Here is a 19,357-nt window from a genome sequence, read left to right on the forward strand (position 1 = left end):
CTAGTTCGAAGACCGCCATTCCGCGAGCCCGGCGGCGACGAACTCGTCGTCGTTCAGGTGCGGGTACATCGCGTACATCCGGTCGATCTCCTCGCTCTGCCCCGGAGAAAGCCGCTCGTGCGGGTTCAGGCACCAGGTTCCCTTCATGAGGCCTTGGCGGACGAGCACCTCGTGAATGCCCGGAATGCAGCCCGCGAAGCCGTGCGCCGGGTCGAAGAAGGCCGCGTTCGTGTCGGTCACTTGAACCGCGCGCGTCAGCCATTCCTTCGCGATCGTCTCGTCGTCGCGAACCCGCTTGATCTCCTCCAGCAGCTCGACCGCCTTGCGCGTCCATACCGCCCAATGGCCGAGCAGGCCGCCGACGATTTTCTTTTCCACCAATACCCCGTCCGCTTCGAACCGAAACGTCGTCAGCAGATCGACCACGATGTTATCGTCGTTGCCCGTGTACAGCGCGATCTCGTCTCTGCGGGACGAGGAGATGACCGCCCTCGCCACGTCCAGCGTCTGATAACGGTTGAACGGCGCCATCTTGATCGCGACGACGTTCGGAATCTCGGCGAATTGCCTCCAGAACTCATAGGTAAAAATCCTTCCGCCGACGGAAGGCTGCAGGTAGAAGCCGATGACCGGCATGCGGGCCGCTACCCGGCGAGTCCGTTCCAACAGATCGCTCTCGCTCCAATCCTTCAGTCCGCCCATGCTGAGAAGCGCCGCGTCGTAGCCGTGCTTAAGCGCCGCTTCTACCTCTTGAAGCGCCTGCTCCGTCGGTCCGCAAATGCCGGCGACTTGAATGAACGGGCGCGCGATATTCGCCCTCTTCACTTCCTCCGCCGCCATCGCCAGCACCGTCTCGAACAGATCGTGCTCGGGATCGCGGATCTCGAACTGCGTGGAATGCACCCCGACCGCGATGCCTCCGGCTCCGGACGCGATGTAATAGCGGCTCAGCGCTCGTTGGCTGACTTCATCCAGCTTGCGATCCTCGGTCAGAGCGAGCGGGTGGGCGGGAATCACAAGCCCGTCATGCAGCGCCGCGAGCAGCTCGGGGGACAGCTTCTTCGTCTCGTGTTGCCCGTTAGCCATGCTTAGAAGTTCCCCTTTCTCTCCTGGAAGTGCGTCGGTTTGTTCCAAGTAGCGCCGCCTTGCCGAACCCATTCCGCCGTCCAGTCGATCATCTGCAGAAGAGGCACTCGCGGATAGCCGAACAGCTGGTGCGACTTCGAAGCGTTATTGAGCAGCGCCGTCTCCGACTCGGTTCCGACGAACAGGGCTTCCTTGCCGAGACGCTTCGCGAATTCCTTCGCCGCCCAGCGAATCGACATCGTCTCCGGACCCGTGATGTTGACGACCGCGGGAGGGCTGCTGCATTGCGTCAGGCAGCGGATCGCCATCGAGTTGGCGTCGCCTTGCCAGATGACGTTCGCGAAGCCCATCGTCAGATCGATCTCTCGGCCTTCTTCGACCGCTTTCGCCAGCTCCAGAAGGACCCCGTACCGCATGTCGATCGCGTAGTTCAAGCGGTACATGACCATCGGCGTGCCGTTCTTGTGCGAGTGGTATTCGAAAATCCGTTCGCGGCCAAGAGTCGATTGGGCGTACTCCCCGACCGGCTCCGGCGCGACCTGCTCGCTGGCCCCGCCGCTTGCGACCGGCTGGAACGGATAGATGTTGCCGGACGAGAACACGACGATGCGCGACTCCTTGAACTTCTCCGCGACGCGTCCCGGCAGGTAAGAATTCATCGCCCAGGTAAAATGCTCCCGGCCTTTCGTCCCGAACTTGTTGCCCGCCATATAGATGACGTTCTCGGCGTTCGGCAGCGCGCGCAGCGCGTCGTCGTCCAGCAGCTCGCAAGAGATCGCCTCGACTCCCGCGTCCTCCAGCTCCTGTCGAGCTTCCCGGTTCGAGAATCTCGACACGCCGATCACCCGTTTGTTCAGCCCGCCTTCGCGAATCGCGTTCATGGCCAGCTTGGCTAAGCTGGGCCCCATTTTGCCGCCGACTCCCAGCAGCACGATATCCCCGGAGATCTTCGCCAGGTCCTGCACCAGCGCCTCGGAAGGCTCCGCCAGCTTCGCTTCCAATTGCTCGATCGTTCTCATTCGTCCAGCTCCCTTCAAATTCGCAGCTCTGACTTCAGCATACGGCTCCGAAGAATATAAAGACAGGAGATTAATTCGTCTTTAAATCGACAAGAAGAGGGGCTTAAAGAGATTTGCCCATGAGAAAAGTAAACCGGTAAATTTGCCGCGGCCGTCCCTTCGGCATTTTCTCGTATCCGGCGATGTCCACCAGTCCCCCGTCGATCCACTGGAGCAGCAGGCGATGGGCGCTACGGACGGTAATGTTCAGCAGCTCGGCCAGCTCGTGCACCTTGTACTCGTACTTGCTGAACCGGGCCATATGCTGCAGCAGCTTGCTCAGGTACGTGCTCGTCATCCCGGCTTCCTCGGCCTTCTTGATCAGCTCGGCATCGGTCGGGGAGAGGATAGCCTGCACCGGATCCGCCATCTCGAGCGGCCCGATCAGCGTCGCGTCCTCGCGGATGATGAAGCACGCGTTGCCGCCCGCTTCCTTCGCCTTGCGCAGCGCGCTTCTCGCGTTCGTTCCGGCATCGTTCGCCGACGTGCCGAAGCCGATCCCGACGCTAAGCGAGAGACCGTAGGTCGTGTAGGCGTCTTTGGCCAGCGGGATCGTTTTGTAGCCGCCGGTCTCTCTCTCGAAAATTCCGCGCGTGGTAAAAAAGAGGTATTCGTCGCCGCCGAGAGCGGTCAGATAGCCGTCGAGCAGCTCCACGTAATTCAGCACCATGCGATGGATGTCGAGCTTCAGCTTCTGGACCTCGTGCTCGCTCGTCCGCCTCATCGCGAGCTTGCCGAAGTCGTCCACGTTGATCATCCCGACGACGATCTGCGATTCCTTGCCCCGCCGCGATTCCGTCGAGAGCAGCGCCCGCTCCAGGATAACGATAACGTCCTGGTCGGAAGGGGCGATGATCTCGCAGGGGATCGACAGGTCATGGAGTTGCTCCGCCGCTTGATCGACGCCCGTGAACGCTACCCGGCACTGGCCGGACTCGGCGAGCCGGCTGTGAAACGCGACCACCTGCTCGGGCGAGGCATAAGCCGGGCCGTCGTACACGAACACCTTCGTCCGCTCCAAGCCGAGATCGGTCAGCGTTCTCATGACCATCGCTTTGGTAAGCGAATCGACGGAGATGCCGCCCTCCAGCTTTCCCGCGCGGAAGGCAGAGAACAGCGCCTTGTACAAGCCCGCCCCGTTCAGCGGCACGTAGAACGTTGGCACGCTCAGCGACGCGCTAAGTTTCACGGCCCGGTTCGAGAGCGCGCCCGACAGCACGAGCGCTTCGACCTCCGGGCTTAATTGCTCCGCCGCCTGGACGGCTTCCTTCTCGTTCGCCGCCTCCCTCGCGACCGGCAGAAAAGTCGGGAACGACTTGATGACCCGCAGAACCAGGCCGATGAACGCTTCCGTTCCGATGATTCCGACTTTGATTTGCATGGGGTTGCTCCTTTGGCGTCGAGGATTCCGTGCTCTTGCATTCGGTTCCTATCATACTTGAAGAGGAGAAAGAGGTTCAAGGTCAAAGAACCTCCGGTCGAAAACTCCGTTGCTGCTTTAGCCCCTGTAGACCGCCTCTCCCCTTCGCTCAGGCGGACAGCTTGCTCCAGCTCTTCCAGCTTCCGCAAGCGGTTGCTGAGCGTCGGTTGGGTCATATGAGAATATGGAGGCTGGCCGCCCTATATCGGGCATTTTCAGCGTTTGTTAAGCAAGGTTGGATAAAATGCCAAATGTCGGAAAATGAAGAAATTTGTCTGATTACAATCATAGCAACCAAGAGGAGGCTCTTCGCGTGAGGAAATTCTCACCAATCATCGTCTTAGAGAAGGAAGAGAAGCGTATTCGCTTTCAGAGCGGAAATGCGCACTTTGTTCGCAAATGGGTGTCTTTTTCGAGCGTTGAGCTGGCTATCGGCAATAACCAGGCAGCTACGCTGGATGCAATAAAACAGGATACCCAAGGCAATGGGCGCTATTGGTACGTAAGAGCAAGCGATCTGGAGAAACTCGTTTCGCCAGCGGAGCTTGTTTTGTACACCGAAGAGTACGAAATCAAGATTACCGAGAATAAATACGGGTCTTGGTATGCGCTGTTCAGAGAGGGCTTGCTTCTAACGCCTAAAGAATACGATTCGAACTCCGTCAACCCGTACGGCCGTTTCGACAACGAAATCGACGGCATGATGCGAATCATCGAGGTGTCCCCGTCGAATTTGACCGGCTACAAAAAGTTTTTTAAAAGTTCCGGCGTGGCGGAACTTCTTCATCATCCCTACGAGCTCGTAAGCGAAGCTCCCTCTCTCAGCAACTGGAAGCGTGTCAGCGTGGCTTCCAATTACTCCGTTTATGTCCCGGCAAAAACGAATCTAGAGATGCCGTTTCCGTCGACAAGTACCGTCAGCGGCGTCCATGAAGCTTTTTTTGAAAAAAAGGATATGGGGATTCAATATGTACAGCCAAAAAAAACGCGGACGCTGAGCACCGTACTTACGGCATCGGATATTCAGGCTTGGTCGGGACAAGCGCGTTACCCGCAGCAAGCAACCGTGATGAACTCCAACCCTGCTTCGAAGGTCGCCAAAGCCTTGGCCTTGCCGCCCGACCTGGATTACGACTGGCTCCACCTGATTGCCTTCTCATTCGGACCCGCGGAGAATTTAGACACGCAGCAGCATCCTAACAATCTTGTTTTGGGCACGAAGGCCGCCAACACCAAAATGCTGGAAACGGAAAGCAAAATCAAGAAATTGGCTTCCAAGAGCTACGCGGTGATGGTGACCGTAACCGTTACCTGTACGGAGATAAAAGGGGGTCAGTACGCATCTTGGCTGGCAAAAGAAATTAAATACTCTTACAGAACATTGGATATAGAGGACTCGAATACGATAGCGGAAGAAATCACGTTTAATCCTTTTTTGCGGGTTACGCCTTCTCTATGCGAATACATGGCGACCATGTACCACTTGGATAACATTTCGGAAGGGAAGAAGCCAAGAACAAAACAGAGCAAAGCCAATCTCTCAAAATTCAAACTTACTGGAAAAAGGCCGCTTCCGTCGGATGACGAACTGTTTGCTTTTGCCGACAACTCCCTGTGGGCGGATTTGAAGCTGGAGGACGTCTCCGCTCAGAAGACGGACTCCTTGGGGGACTCCATGTTGTTCGAGATGGCACCCTCCAACCCGCGGCTGCGCCGCAGGATAAGCCAGAGCCTCGAAGAAATCCCCGGCCATCTATATACGGCCGAAGCCAGCGTCTTCGGTCAATCCGATATCCCCGTTACGGGCGCGGTGCTGGACAGCGGCGAACATTTTGCCTTGTTGAATTTGGCGAAGGACGGCTTTACGTTCGCAAGTTTGTTTCAGGATTTCCATTGCGACCATACGGATTTATTCATGCTTGACGATGTCAACGTTCATTTCGGCCTAGCCGGGGAAGAAGGGGACTCAACGCTTTCCTTCAGCGGCGTACTGCGATTGGAGAGCGGGCCGCTAGCGTGGATCAAATCTCTGCTGAATTTGAACAACGGGCTTCTGATCAGCGGAGAGATCCGATTCGACGGCTTCTCCGATGCCGGGTTGATCCGGCCGACATCCTTTACGCTGACCAGCGCGGCCTCCATGTTCCTGCCGCTGCCGGGAGGGATGACCCTCACCTCCGGCTCGCTGCAGATCAGCGTCGGACCCAGCGCGAATAACCTTACCCTGACCCAAGGCTGGCACATCTCTGCGATCATCGCGGGAACGGTTGAGATCCCCGCCTTGGGCGGCGATAAACCGGCCGTTTTGAACGCTTCTCTCGGTTATCAAGGCAATAATCTGTTTATGACGGCGGAAGTCGAAGGGATCGTCGACGTATTTGGCATTCCCGGCTTTACGCTCGATTCTCTTGCCATTCAGGGAAGCGTCGGTGCCGATAACCGGCTGCAGGTGGCGGCCACCATGATCGGCGGGACGCAGGTGTACGGCTTCTTCGGGGAGATCTCGAAGGAGTACGCGGGGATCGCTGCCTCGGCGGAGCACTTCACGATCAAAGACGTTGCCGAGCTGTACTGCATGCTGTCCGGAGAAGAACTGGCGCCGCCCGAACATGAAGTGGCCTTTGACAATGTGTTCGTCGGCCTGGCAACCCGCGATTGCACGATCGCGGGAAGACCTATGTCCAAAGGTCTGACGTTGCGAGGCGATCTGACCGTGGAGGGCCATCGTTTCGGGATCGAAGCCGTCATCTCTTCCGACGGCGTGTCCTTCAACGGTTCGATCGACCGCTTGCAGATCGGGCCGCTGGAGATCAAGGAAGCGAAGCTGTCGCTGGAGCTGTATCGTGCTTCTTCGGGCAAACCGACGAAATTGGCGATCTACGGAGCAGTTGTGATCGAAGGGATCGAAGTCGATTGCGAGGTGCGCTTCGAGAAACGGCCGGAAGGCTCGAACGTTCTCGTCTACGCCAGTATTGCGGCCGACAATCTGAAGCTGTCAACGATTATCCCCGCGGTCGAGGACTCTTTTGCGGACAGCCTGGCCTTCGAGAAGGCGGTCTTCATCTACTCCTCCAGCGACGGCCTGTTCCACTCGACGCACTGCTCCTACCCGGTTCGCCAAGGCGTTCAGCTCATCGGGAAGCTGAAGGAAATCCCGGCGCTCTCCTCGTTAAGCCGCTCCCGGCAGTCCGGGCTGCTGTTGAGCGCCCATTTCGGTTCCCAGACCGACATTACGATCGACATGTCCGGTATCAAGCTGGAGCTGGGAAGCGGCGTCGACACGGATTCGTTGTATGCGCGCGTCGTCCTGCTGCCCAAGCCCGCACTCCAGTTGGCCCTTGGCCTAAATGTCGCTGTCGCCAATCAGGCCGGGCCGCTGCATTTTGACCTCGTCCTGGAGATCGACGCCCTTGGGGCTCGCGGCTCGGCAACGATGAAGAATTGGTGGGTGGAGCCGTTCGGCATCGAAGGCCTGAAGATCGGCCCTGCAATCGCGCTGCAGCTCGGCATTATCTACGCTCAGTTTGCCGCCACCGGCACTCCGTCGGAATTCGGCATCGCCGGCGGGCTTGCCGTCGGCAGCGTGGAAGCTCAGATGGCCGTCAACATCTCCGAAGACCCGACCCGCGAAATTTTGATGGGTTCTTTGACCAGACTGACCTCCCGGGATCTGGTCCAATTCGCGGAGCAGTTGACCGGGCTAAGCTTGCTTGGCGAAGACTCGCCGAACTTCTTCGAGTTTGAAGACCTGCTTCTTTATATCGCCCCTGCGGGCGGTTCGATCGGCACAATCACCTTTGAGCCGGGCTTCAGCTTCTCCGGCAAGATGGTCCTGTTCGGCAAACGGGCGTCCATCTATACCCGAGCCTCCAAAACGGGCGTTGCCGTCAAAGGCAGCCTGGAGCACCTGGAACTCGGCCCGCTGGAGATTCGCGGCCATCAAGGTCCTGACGCCACGATCGATCTCGTAATCGACGAGAAGAAGCAGAGCCTGTTCGTCGACGGAGCGCTCTCGATCTTCGGAATGAATGCGGAGGTATTCGCCGACATCTCCAATCGCGGCGCACACTTCCACTTCGAACTGGCCTTCGGCGACGTTATGAAATTCGTGGTGAGGGGCGACAGCGAAGGAGAGATGTCAAAGCCGGAGACGCTGGATTTTTCCCTTTACGCGTTGTGGCAAAACGATTTGACCGCTTATCTGCAAACGACGGTTGCCCGGAAACTACACGACGCCATCCATGCCGTGGAGCATGATATCGATGAGGCGAAGGAACGGGTGAATGAAGCAGAGAGAGCTTACTTGGAGCTGTTTACCCCCGCTCGCGACAGACTAAACGAAGCGGAGAAGGAAGCGAATCGCTATTTGCGGCAGCTGACGTTGAAAGTAGAGGAGGAGCGGCGCAAATTCGACTCCTCTTTAAATGACGCAAAGAAAGAAGTAGAAGCCTGCAAGGCCGCTTTTGACGGCGCGCTGCTGGAAGCGGAAAGCCTGGTTGCGCAGGCGCAGGCGGAATATGATGCGGCGATCGCGCAGGCCGAAGCGGCCGTAGAGCAGGCGCAGGCGGAGTACGACCAAGTCTTGTACAGCGCCGAACAGATTGTCGATGACGCCCAGAGAATATACGAGGAGGCGATGGACTCCGCCATTCGCGACGTGCGGAATGTCCGCAGCCAGATCAGCTCGATCCAACAGGACATCGACGCTGCCTCCTACGAATTAAGCCATCTGGAATGGTACGAGGTTCCCTATATGGCTCCGATTCTGTCCGCCAAAATCGTCAGTCTGGAAGTTGCGATGCTGACGGCGCAAAGCCTGTTGGACGCGGCGGAAGGCGCTCTGACCCTGGTCAAGTACGGCCAAAGCTATCTCGTATTAGGGGCCGCCAAGCGCGCTCTCGAAACGGTACGCGTCGGCGTGCAATATACGGCTTTGAGGAATTCGAAGCAGGCGCTGGCCTTGATCCAGTTCGGCGGTCAATATATGGTTCTTGATAACGCCAAGAGGGCTCTCGCCGCCGTTCGGCTAGGAACGGACTATCAAGCATGGACTTTGGCGCTTAAATCCTTGGAGCTTGTGCATATGGCGGGACAAACCGCATTAAGCGCCGCCGAATCGGCTCTGGCTGACTACGGTCAGTCGGCGGCTCATCTGGCCGTAGAAATTGCCAAGCAAGCGTTGGAAGCGATCCAAACGGGCACTTCCGCGCTTGCTTTCGAGAACGCCAAGGTGCTGCTGGAAGCGGCTAAATATGGAGCGGCGACGACGTTGAAGCTGGCCGAGTTCGCCGCCGAACATGCGGGCGACTTGCTCGACGTGAGGAAGGTGGAGCTCTCCGGCTCCTTAAAGGAGGCGAAGCAGGGCAAGCTCTTATCCGTCTCCATCGAAGCCGCCGTCTTCGGGCAAGAGTTCCGTCTGGACATCGATTTCGACGTCCGCGAGCCGGCTCGCTTGATCGAAGACCTGTTCCGCCATGCGCTGAATCAGGCGACAAGCTTCATAACCGGGTGAGTCCAATACGGCCGTCGTCAGCACTTTAACCAAAAGACCTCAGACTCTCTGCAAAGCGGAGGCTAGTCCATCGCCTTGCGAATATCGTAATCGGCCAGGTCGATCTCTAGCGAATGCTTCAGCGCCAGCTTCGCCAATTGGCTTCCCAGATATGGCCCTACCGTCAGGCCGGACGCCCCGAGCCCGTTAGCCGCAAGAAGGCCGGACCATCCGGGGACGGCGCCGATGACCGGCAGAAATCCGGGGGTGAACGGCCGGAACCCGACGCGCACCTCCGAGAAGGCCGCGTCGGCCAAGCCCGGCGCCAGCTCCAGCCCTTTGTTCAGAACCTCCTGCATTCCGCCGGCGGTCGCTCTCGTATCGTAGCCTTCGATATCGTTCTCGTGCGTCGCCCCGATGACGATCTTCCCCTTCTCGAAAGCGAGCAGGTATTGGTCGGTGGGCGGCATGACGACGGGCCACGAGTCGGTATCCGGGTCATCCTCCAGCTCAAGGTGCATGATCTGCGCTTTCTGATAACCTACGTTAAAGCGAACTCCCAGAGGCAGCAGCAGCTCTCTCGCCCAGGCGCCCGCGCATACGACCGTAGCGTCCGCCGCGTAGAGCTGCCCGCCGACGCGAGCCCCCGTAACGCGATTCCCCTCATAAGTCAGCTCCGCATCTCCGCGGACCAGACGGGCTCCGTTTCGGACGGCCGAGCGAATGAGCGCATCTCGCAGCGCGCGGCCGTCTACCCGGGCAGCGCCGCCGATCCGAACGGCAAGATAGCCCTCCGCCAGCAGGGGAAAAAGCTCCCGAGTCTCCTGCTCATCAAGCCTCGCAATCTCTCCGATCTCCGGAGCCTCTTCTCTCCTCGCCGTCGCGCGCTCCTCCATCTTTTTGATTTTCTCCGAGTCGCTATGAATGCTTAAGGCCCCGACCCGGGCATAGCCGGTTTCGGTCTCCCCTTCGCTCTGCAGCTGCTCGATCAGCTCCGGATAAAATCGCGCGCCCGCCCTGGCCAGCCGGTACCAAGCCTGATTGCGCCGCTGCGACAGCCAGGGGCAAATAATGCCCGCGGCGGCGTCCGTCGCCTGTCCCCGATCCTTGCGATCGATAAGGGTAACGTCCGCATCCATTCTGGCTAGCTGATAAGCAGTCGACGCTCCGAGAATTCCGGCTCCGACGACGATGAATTTGTTCATGGCGTATTCCTTTCCGATCCCTATGGCTCTATTCATAAATACTACCATTGGATTCATCGGGCCTTCAAGCAAACGCCTGCGCAGACCACCTTTTCCGACCTGGAGCGAACCCTGCCCATGATCAGAGATGGTCTGTACTTGGGCTCGCTTATGCCGCCTCTCCCCTTCGTTCAGACGGGAACCCGGTATGGCCTGTCCGTGAAAAGGAATCGCTGGAACTTCATTGCAGAAAATGCTCGGCTGTCGGCGAATGCGAGGAACGCCGTTGCCTCCATTGGCGAAATCATTCGACTATAGGTGAAAGAGGGCAGTGTGACTACCTACATTGGCGAATTCGACCGACTATAGACGAAAGAGGGCAGTGTGACTACCTACATCGGCGAATTCGACCGACTATAGACGAAAGAGGGCAGTGTGACTACCTACATCGGCGGAATCGGTCGGCTACTAGCGAAAGAGGGCAGTGTGACTACCTACATCGGCGGAATCGCCCGACTGCCGCAGCGTCGGAAAAGCCCCCTCCCGACGACCGAAGGTCGCTAGGAGAGGGCCTTGTGTTACATCTTATAGATTCGGTACAGAACGACCGCGGCTTCCGCCCGGGATGTCGTTGCCGTCGGGTTCAAGCGGCTGCCGTCCCCTTCGACGATGCCGGCTTTAACGAGCGCCGCGACTTCTTCCTTGGCGTAAGCCGAGACTTTCCCGGCGTCCGCGAAGGCGTCGAGATCGTCGGACGTTCCCGTCTCGTCCAGCTTGCCGTTCGCCTTGAGCGCTCTCGCGATCAGGACCATCATATCCTGGCGGGAGATCGGGCCAAGCGGATCGAACTTGCCGCCCGAGCCTTGGACGATGCCCAGGCTCTTCGCAATCGCCACCGCTTCGGCATAATAGGCGTTCGCCGGGACATCCGAGAAGGAGCCGGCTGCCGCGTCGCCGCTCGACAGCTTGAACGCCCTTGCGAGCAGCAGGACAAAGTCCGCTCTCGTCACCGGTTTGGCGGGCTCGAACGTATCCTTCGAGGTTCCCTGGATAATCCCTTCCGCCGCCAGCTTGCCGATGGCTTCGGCCGCCCAGGAATAGCTCGGTCCTACGTCCTTGAAGGTCATGGCCGTCGAGCCGTCCGTCCCTTGCTCTCCCGGATCGGGAGTATCCGTTCCCTCGGAATCGTCCGGATCCGGGTTCGTCGTGGCCGGAGGAGTCGGATTGCCGCCTCCGGACGAACCCGTGCCGACGAGCTGAAGGCTGTCTACGCGAATGTCCGGATTCTTGAAGACGAGGTACAGGTCATGCGTGCCGGACGCAGAGGCCAACAAGCTTTCGGTGACTTCCGCGTAATCCAGCTCGACGACTTTGAAGTCGCTTCCCGCTACGTCGCGGGTCGCGACCGGCGTCGCATCGAACGTAAGGACGGCTAAGCGGGTTCCCGTCGGAGAATCCGCCCGGACTTCCACGACCGAGGTCGCGTTCGTCGAAGCGCCGCGCAGCTTGATTCCCGTTGCTCCCGTCAGGTTGACGCGGTTCAGAGCAACCCAGGAGCCGCCGTTCTTGGACATGACCGCATAGTAGCCGTTCTCGGACAGCTTGGCCTTCAGGCCTTCGGCCGTGCGAAGCTTGGAGACCTCGCGATAGACCACGTCATTGGACGCAAAAGCATGATCGAACACGCTCACCGCATTCGTCGTCGCATCCAATGCCGCGATGGCGGAGCCGTTATAAGAGAGAGTCGCCGTCAACGGAAGATCGTCGGAAGACCGGCCCGCCATCAAGGTGTAGCTGCCCGTCTCGGCGACGTATTCGCCGCGGTTGACGTCCCACACCGCGAAGTCGGACGGATCCACGGTCAGATGGACCGTCTTCTTCTGCCCCGCTTCTACATAGACCTTCTCGTAGGAGACCAATTGTTTCTTCGGCACGTATGCTCCGTACGAGGAGTTATTGTTCCGGATATAGAGCTGAACGACTTCCGAGGTGTTCACGGAGCCCGTGTTCGCGACGTCCACCGTCACCTCGAAAGGCTGGTCACCGGAAGCGCCGGAAGGCGCCGCGAGATTCGAATAATCGAAGCTGCCGTAGCTTAGCCCGAAGCCGAACGGATAAGTCACCTTGGCGTCCGTGTACATGTAGGTCATTCCGCTCTCGGCCGGGTCGCCGTTCGTCATGTCGACCGTAAAGCGAGGGTCGATCTGGCTCAGGGAAGTCGGAGAGCTTGCCGCCGGAGGCAGCGAATAAGCGTTCAGCGCCGGGAACGATTCCGTGCCCGCGTACCAGGTCGACGTCAGGCGGCCCGTCGGCGCGTAATCGCCGAACAGCACTTCCGCCAGAGCCTTGCTGTCGTATTGGCCCGCATACGGCTGATATAGAATGGCCGCGACGTTGGCGTTATCCTGGATCTCCTGCATATTCACAGGCGCGTTGGCCTTGACGATGACGATCGTTTTCTTCGGGAACGCTTCGGCTACCTTCGATACGATCTCGTATTGGTCTTCGCCCAGGTTCAGATCGGAGCGGTCCGCGCCCTCGCCCGAGCTGTGGCGGGCCGGAGTGCCGACGACGACGACCGCGTAATCGTTATCGGTCGCCCATGCCTGCGCGTCCGCGCCCGCTTCCTTCAGGACGATCTCGCGGAATTTCTCGCTGCCCGTGCGCGCCGCCGCTCCGGCCGCGTCCGTTAGCGGCGTCGCCGCCAGGGCGAGACCGCCCTCTCCGTTCACCGTCACGAACTTGCCGGACGTGTAATAGGCCGTCTCGAAGCCGCCCGTGAAGCTCTCCGTGTACGTTCCCGCGATCAGGGACACGGTGCCGTCCGCATTCGTCTCGACGCGGAAACGTCCGGGAAGCGTACTCGCGTCCGCTACGTTGGAGAACGGATTCTCCTTAAGGTTGAGCGTCGTCTTGTCGCTGTTGCGGATCGTTCCGTCCGTCTCGTTCTTTAACCAGTTGCCGTTCGCCTGGGACAGGAAGCTGTAGCCGCCTTGGCCCCAAGCATAGGCTTCGAACGCTTCGGAAGCCGTGTACGCCTTGCCTTCCGCCTTGTAGGCATAAACGCTGTCCGTCACGCTGCTCTCGTCGGGCGCTTCATAGGATGCCGCAACCTGCTCGCCGCCGGAATAGACGGAAGCGGTGACGGAGCGCCCGTTCGAGACGGATTCGAACGCGACGATCGGAGCGCCGGTGCCGTAATCGACGTTGTCCTCGCCGATCGCTTCGCGAATCGCCCCGAGCGGGGACAGGCCGGCGTCCGGAAGCGATGGTGTGGCCGACACGGAATAAGTCGCCTTGAACCGGGTGTCGGCCAGAAGCCCCGTCACCGCGACCTTGTCGGATTTGTCCAGCGGCAGCACCCCGCCGTCGTTCTTGAGCAGCACGATGCTCTCGCGCGAGGCGTCCAGGGCGATGCCCTGGCTGTCGCTCAAGGAATAATTCCGAGGAGAGCGATCCTTCGCCAGCTCCGAGAAAGGATAGCTTTGCGGCGAGCCGTTGTCGTTCTTCTCGTTGAAGTAGCCCGTCCGCACCCACATCTCGATCTGGCCGCGAACGTTGTCCTCCAGCTCCTTGCGCGTGACACCGTATGCGCCTTTCGTCACCGCGCTTACGATGTCGGCTTGGGAGGACCCGAACGTGTTCGCGTGATTGCCGCTAAGCAGCAGCAGGGCGGCTTTGCCTTCCGCGTCCGTGTAATTCTGATACCCGTTGTTGAAGCCGCCGGTCATGTTGCTGTCCGCGCCGACGAAGTCGCCTACCGACATCATGTCGTACGGATTCGCGTTCGTGGCCCGGATGATATTCGGCGAGATATGGTTCGGAATGCCGTTCGTCCGCCCGTAGGTCGTCATCAGGCTTTGAACGGTTCCGGCTTGAAGCGGATACAGGAAGCTTTTCAACTGATACTCGTTAAGAGCCCGGGCGCTCGCGTCGAACTGCCCGCTCTGGCGGAACCACTGTGCCAAATAATTCGTGTAGTGCTTCGTGCCGAGCTGCGCCTTCAGCCAGAAGCCGTCTTCGTTGCCCGCCTCGCCGTAGCCCGTAATTCCCTTCGCCATCTCGTTCACGAGCGTGCCGGCCAGCACCGGATCCTCCCCGTAGCCCTCCTCGTACCTTCCGCTGAGCGGATTGGTCCGCATGTCGGATACCGCCGAATACATCAGCGTGTTCGGATCGGACAGGTTCACCTCGCCCCGGCGCTCGTTGCCGATCACCGTGCCGACTTCGTTCACCAGCTCCTTGTTCCAGCTCTGCCCCAGGGCAAGCATCGAAGGCATGTCGGTGCTGACGCCCATGACGCGGTCGACGCCGCCCGCCGCGGTACCCGGAAGCGTGTAGCCGGCCGCGATCTTCCGCGGGCTTCCCGCGCTTTTCTGATCCGCGTAGTAAGCCAGATCCTCGATGCTCATGTCGGACAAGATCAAATCGACGAACGCGTCCAGATGACCGGCCACTCCGTCGAAAATCGGCATGCCGGAGGCGTCTCTCCGGAATTCGACCGCCGATTCCCCGGCCGCCTTCGCCGCTTGCGGCAGAGCCGCCCAGACCATCGAGCTCATAAGGGCCAGGACCAAGCCGACCGCCGTCATCCTCTTCAGAAGGCTGTCTCTACTCATTGCTCTCATACCGTGACTCCTTTTCCCCTGAAATTTTTGAACCGCTTACATTGGCTGTCAAACCCAATTGTAATCGCTTACCTAATCGGGGATAAGCCACGCTTTTTTCGGCTTTGATCCGGATTTTTTGGATATTCTTCTTGGTTCTGCCGACCAAGTAGCGGCTTCCATCCGTCCTAAACAGGTTTAACGGAACTGAGAGACTGTATCTAGCTTCAAAATCCAACTTTAGTAATTTAACGGAACTGAGAGCCGCTATTTACAAGGAAATGATGGAAACAGAGTTGTTTTGACTGAAATAAGGGCTCCTGCTTCCGTTAGAATCGAAAAGGACTGATTTGAACTCGAATAGAGGCTCTCAGTTCCGTTAGGGCAGGCCGAACCGGTGGTTGCCTTGAAAAAGGGAAAAACGCCCGGCTGACGGATGCCGGACGTTCTCGGTTATGCGGTTGAGTTCGGTTAATCGGGGAAAAAGGTCATTCGTACGTGGAGCTAATCCGCTGCAACCTCCACGCCGTTCGGCACCGTATACTCCGTCCGGACGCTGCCGTCCGGGGCGCGCTCGTGGCGAACGCGGATGATCCCGCGCGGCGTCGGATACGTGCCCTCCGCCCACTCCAGATCGCCGAGCCGCGGGCGAATCCGCACCTTGCGGAAGCCCGGCTCCGCGGGCGTAATGCCGAGTACGTATTCCGACAGCCATGCGGTCGGACCGGAAGCCCAGCCGTGGCACAGGCTGTGCCGGTAGCCTTGATAGCAGTAGCCTCCGTAGGTGCCGTGCACGTCGATTTTGCCGGGCGGCGTCAGCTCGTCGATGCGAGCCGCGTTCTCCATCCAGGCGATGTCGAAGTCCTCCCAGAACGTCGTGGCCCCAAGCTCCAGCATGCCGCCCCAGTACGAGCGGATGCTGTCGAGGCTGCCGGCGATGTCGCCCGCTTCGGCGCGGGCGCGGAGCATGTAGTAGCCGTAGAACGTGGAATAGCCGCCGGGCGCGTTCGGCGCGATGACCTCGCGGTTCGCGGCGGCCGCGTCCATCAGCCCGGCGAGAGCTTGCAGGGCTGCCGCCTGCTTGCTGCCCGCATGATGCGGCACGCGCTCGCGCAGCCTACGCTCCAGCGATTCGCAGAGCGAGACGCTCTCTTCTTCGCCGAGCACACGGCATAGGCGCGCCCCGGCTTGCATCGCGAGAACGAACAGCGCGTGAACGCCGGCGTTTACGCCCTCCGGATTGGACGAAGCCGGCCAATCCAGGAACGGGCGGAACACATGGATCGTTCCGTCCGCCTCTACCTTGCCCGCGAGCTCGCGCAGCAGTCCGGCGATATACACTCTTTGTTGTTCGAGATAAGCGAGATTGCCATGCTGCATATACCAATCGTGCTGGACGAGCAGCCACCAGATCGAGTAGGTCGGCATGTCCATGAACATCGGCAGCGGAGAACGGTCCCTCTTGAAGTCCATGCTCCGAGGAACGACCTCCTGCTCGCCGAACACGGCGCAGATCGTCGCGACCTCGGGATGCATGTCGCCGGTCCATACCATCCGGTCTCTCTTGATCCCGTCCCACAGGTATTCCTGCATATTCAGGTGAACCGTGTACGCTCCGGTTTCCCAGATGCGATCCAGCAGAGGATCGCTGCAGCGGAAGCTGCCCTTGTACTCGATGTCCCGGTACACGAACGCGGCCTGAACGCTCTGCAGCTCCAGCTCGCCTTCGTCGAGCAGATCGAGCCGCGCGAAGCGGAAGCCGGTAGCGCCGAACTCGGCTCCCCCGAGCAGGCTGACGTCCACGATGCTGTCGCGGGCCGCATGGTGATTGGTTGCGTTCGCCGGACCTCCGAGCTCGCTCATCGCCTCCATGGCGGATTCGCCGAGCCGGACGCGAACCCGCGCGGTCCGCGAAGGGAACCCTCGGCCTTCGACGACCGCGATTCGGATCCCGCCGTGCAGTTCCGTTCCGAAGTCCAGCAGAACTCCGGGCGCCTCCCCTTTATGGCGAAGGATGCAGGCGTTCAGCGCCTCCTTCGTGACCTGACCGCCATTAGCCGTCAGCAATCCCTCCGGATTCACCACCTCGGAGGCGGCGCCGGAGCCCGAAGTCCATACAATACGCGTCGGCTCCACATAGGCTCGGGTGCGAGGGTCGATCGCGAGCCCTCTGTCCTTCCATTTTCGCATGCTCATTCGGTTTCACCTCCAAGTTTGCTTAGAGCCCGAAAAACTCCTCAAGCCGGAGAGCCAGCTCATCGTCCGACAGCGGGTTGCGATGCGTGTTCTCGAGGTAAATGTATTTCTCCGTGACCGGCATGAGGAATTCCTTATACCAGAGGAAAAAGTCCGGACTGTCGCCGTGCAAACGAAGCCACCGGCGGAGCGTGTCCACGTTCTCCACGGTGCTCCGGATATTCGTCAGCCAGTCCGCTTGATAGAAACGGTCCCATTTTCCGCGTTCGGAATCCCGTAGGATCTCAAGCCCTCTTCGATAGCTTCGCATCGATTTCGAAGCGAGGACGAACGCCTGGGGATAGCGCTTCTCCGCATACTCCCCGTAAGAACGGCACAGCCAATAGAACCCTTCGCAGCCGGACAAATGCAGAGCGCCGTGGAACCGCAGCTGGTCCAGCGCCCTGCGACGGTCGTCCGGACCTAGCTTCGCCAGCGCCTCGTCGCATCGCTCGAGCCAGGATTCCCAGCTCTTCATGCCAGGCTCAAGAAGCCTCTCGAACCCCTTCACCTGCTCGCCGAACGCAGCGTCCCCGACCGCCCAGAACAACCGGGGATCCGGCTCGGCCCCTTGCCCCGTCAGCCAATGCCCGATGATCTGCCTCGCCGGATGGTGATAATACTCGTCCCCGGCCCGATCGTCCGCGTTCGGCCCGTACGGAATCGCCGCTTCGGAATACGTGCGGTACAGCTCCTCCAGCTCCTCGTGACCGTCCCGATAATAGCTTCGGACGAATCGCCGGAGATGCTCGCCGGCATCGGCTTCGCCCTCGTTCCATAGCTCGCGAATGAGATCCAGCGTATAAACGTGAGGCCGAATGTTGCCGCTGTTCACGAGCACATACTCGTCGGCTCCGGACGCGAACGCCGCTTCCACCTCTTCCTTGATAAATTCGGCCGAGCCCGGGAACGTCGTTAGATGATTGGAGGCCTGAAGATCATGGAACGTTACGTGATAGTACACTCCATGCTTGCCTCCGTCATCCTTCGCAGGCAAGGCCGGCACGCGATAGTTCTGGTTGCCGTGCCGGCGGGACACCATTTTGCCGTAGCCATTGTCGGCCCACACCTTGATGACGTCATCCGGCAAGTCGACGCAGCCGCCTTTATACAATTCGGAGATCTCGCCGTAAAGAGCCGCGCAGAAGACCGGATTCTCTACCTCCCGGGCGATCATGTCGTATTGTTTCCGGATGACCCTGCTGATCATGGCCCCGCGCTTCTCCGGCGTATCGAAGGAAGGATCGTCGATCCAGAACGGTTTGTCTCCTTGGCCGCGGAACGAGAGCACCCAGACGACCTTCTTGTCCTTCTGTTCCTCGATCGCTTCCCGCCACAGCTTCTCGAACAGCTCCGGCTCCCGTTGGTAGCTCGGGGATTTGCCCGGATAAGCGCGCAGGAACATCTCGGCGCCTAGCGGCTCGGCGTGATGATGCATGACCCACAGGCCCATCTCCGCGGCCAGCTTATAATGGATCCCGTCCCTGGGCAGATCCGTGCCGGGAATGACCATGTTGCCTCCGCAGCGCAGCAGCGCTTCGAAGACGGGCTCCCACACCTCCCGGCTGGGCGGGTAGGGATCCTTCCAGCCGATGAGGCATACTTCGTCGTTCACGAACCAGCCGCGATACCGAACCTTCGGCTCGGGCGAGTCGAAGTCTTCGCCATCGATAACGATTTCGTCGCGACGAACGATCTCCTGGTCCGCCCAGAACCAGAAAGGCTGGATGCCGAGAAAACGCCGGCTGAATTCCAGCATGCCGTAAACGAGGCCCAGCTCGTCATGGCCGATGATATTCACGTCCGCGCCGCATTCGTCCTCGCTAGAACGGAACCGGAACCCATACGCCTCGGGGCGCCTCGGGATGCCGTCGCTCTCCTCCGCCCAACGAATCGCCAGCTCGGACGCTTTGCTTTTCCCTCCGATAATCGCCAGCTCCGCCGCTTTGCTTTGCTCCCCGCCGATCTCCTGCCCTGCATCCCTCGCCGTGCCTTCGACAATCTCGGGTTCCGCGCCCAGAACGGCCTCGAAGTCCCTTGCCAGCATTCGGAGAGCATGCCGAACCGGGGAAGGCATCCCCTCTGGAACATCTATTCGAACTCTCCCCGACAGCCTCAGTTGCTCGTTTGCTCGATGCGCCATATTCCTAGCTCCTTTTTAACGAATGCTATCTTACTAATCCTATTAACCAATCGCTTATTAAGATCGAGAATGCACCCGGTACCCCACTTTGGCCAGAAGCCCCGCATTCCCGTCGATGCGGTGCACCCAGTAC

General features: G+C 59.6%; 8 protein-coding genes. 1 reads left to right on the top strand and 7 read right to left on the bottom strand.

Annotated elements, in window-relative coordinates:
* The 3 genes from H7B67_RS12970 to H7B67_RS12980 all read right to left on the bottom strand — a co-directional run bounded on the left by H7B67_RS12970 (position 1) and on the right by H7B67_RS12980 (position 3,525).
* The gene (locus H7B67_RS12970) at positions 1-1,086 is read right to left on the bottom strand and encodes a dihydrodipicolinate synthase family protein (RefSeq protein WP_185120240.1); all 1,086 of its coding nucleotides are present in this window, start codon (positions 1,084-1,086) and stop codon (positions 1-3) included.
* A gap of 2 nt (positions 1,087-1,088) precedes the next feature.
* Positions 1,089-2,105, bottom strand: coding sequence for an NAD-dependent epimerase/dehydratase family protein (locus tag H7B67_RS12975; protein WP_185120241.1), 1,017 nt, complete (start codon positions 2,103-2,105; stop codon positions 1,089-1,091).
* Positions 2,106-2,208: 103 nt separating this feature from the next.
* A complete protein-coding gene (locus tag H7B67_RS12980) occupies positions 2,209-3,525 on the bottom strand; it encodes a hypothetical protein (protein WP_185120242.1) in 1,317 nt (438 codons plus the stop codon).
* A 352-nt stretch (positions 3,526-3,877) separates the two neighbouring features.
* On the opposite strand from H7B67_RS12980, the gene H7B67_RS12985 reads away from it, so the two are divergent.
* Positions 3,878-9,076: a hypothetical protein gene (locus H7B67_RS12985; RefSeq protein ID WP_185120243.1), complete on the top strand. Its 5,199-nt coding sequence runs from the start codon at positions 3,878-3,880 to the stop codon at positions 9,074-9,076.
* A gap of 62 nt (positions 9,077-9,138) precedes the next feature.
* Here H7B67_RS12985 and H7B67_RS12990 read toward each other — a convergent pair whose 3' ends face one another.
* The 4 genes from H7B67_RS12990 to H7B67_RS13005 all read right to left on the bottom strand — a co-directional run bounded on the left by H7B67_RS12990 (position 9,139) and on the right by H7B67_RS13005 (position 19,224).
* Positions 9,139-10,260 (bottom strand): NAD(P)/FAD-dependent oxidoreductase, encoded by a 1,122-nt coding sequence (locus tag H7B67_RS12990; RefSeq protein ID WP_185120244.1) that lies wholly within the window; start codon positions 10,258-10,260, stop codon positions 9,139-9,141.
* Between the two features lie 557 nt (positions 10,261-10,817).
* Positions 10,818-14,867, bottom strand: a complete 4,050-nt coding sequence (locus H7B67_RS12995) for a glycoside hydrolase family 3 C-terminal domain-containing protein (protein WP_185120245.1) — start codon at positions 14,865-14,867, stop codon at positions 10,818-10,820.
* Between the two features lie 483 nt (positions 14,868-15,350).
* Positions 15,351-17,042: an alpha-L-rhamnosidase-related protein gene (locus H7B67_RS13000; RefSeq protein WP_185120246.1), complete on the bottom strand. Its 1,692-nt coding sequence runs from the start codon at positions 17,040-17,042 to the stop codon at positions 15,351-15,353.
* Positions 17,043-17,064: 22 nt separating this feature from the next.
* On the bottom strand, positions 17,065-19,224 hold the full coding sequence (locus tag H7B67_RS13005) for a glycosyl hydrolase 115 family protein (protein ID WP_185120247.1): 2,160 nt from the start codon (positions 19,222-19,224) through the stop codon (positions 17,065-17,067).
* Positions 19,225-19,357: the final 133 nt, after the last annotated feature.

It is taken from the genome of Cohnella thailandensis (genome assembly GCF_014212135.1).
Taxonomy (GTDB): domain Bacteria; phylum Bacillota; class Bacilli; order Paenibacillales; family Paenibacillaceae; genus Cohnella; species Cohnella thailandensis.

What these genes read in the sequence shown, in the direction of transcription:
- H7B67_RS12970 (WP_185120240.1), bottom strand. Translation starts at nt 1,086, where the DNA reads ATGGCTAACGGGCAACACGAGACGAAGAAGCTGTCCCCCGAGCTGCTC.
- H7B67_RS12975 (WP_185120241.1), bottom strand. Translation starts at nt 2,105, where the DNA reads ATGAGAACGATCGAGCAATTGGAAGCGAAGCTGGCGGAGCCTTCCGAG.
- H7B67_RS12980 (WP_185120242.1), bottom strand. Translation starts at nt 3,525, where the DNA reads ATGCAAATCAAAGTCGGAATCATCGGAACGGAAGCGTTCATCGGCCTG.
- H7B67_RS12990 (WP_185120244.1), bottom strand. Translation starts at nt 10,260, where the DNA reads ATGAACAAATTCATCGTCGTCGGAGCCGGAATTCTCGGAGCGTCGACT.
- H7B67_RS12995 (WP_185120245.1), bottom strand. Translation starts at nt 14,867, where the DNA reads ATGAGAGCAATGAGTAGAGACAGCCTTCTGAAGAGGATGACGGCGGTC.
- H7B67_RS13000 (WP_185120246.1), bottom strand. Translation starts at nt 17,042, where the DNA reads ATGAGCATGCGAAAATGGAAGGACAGAGGGCTCGCGATCGACCCTCGC.
- H7B67_RS13005 (WP_185120247.1), bottom strand. Translation starts at nt 19,224, where the DNA reads ATGGCGCATCGAGCAAACGAGCAACTGAGGCTGTCGGGGAGAGTTCGA.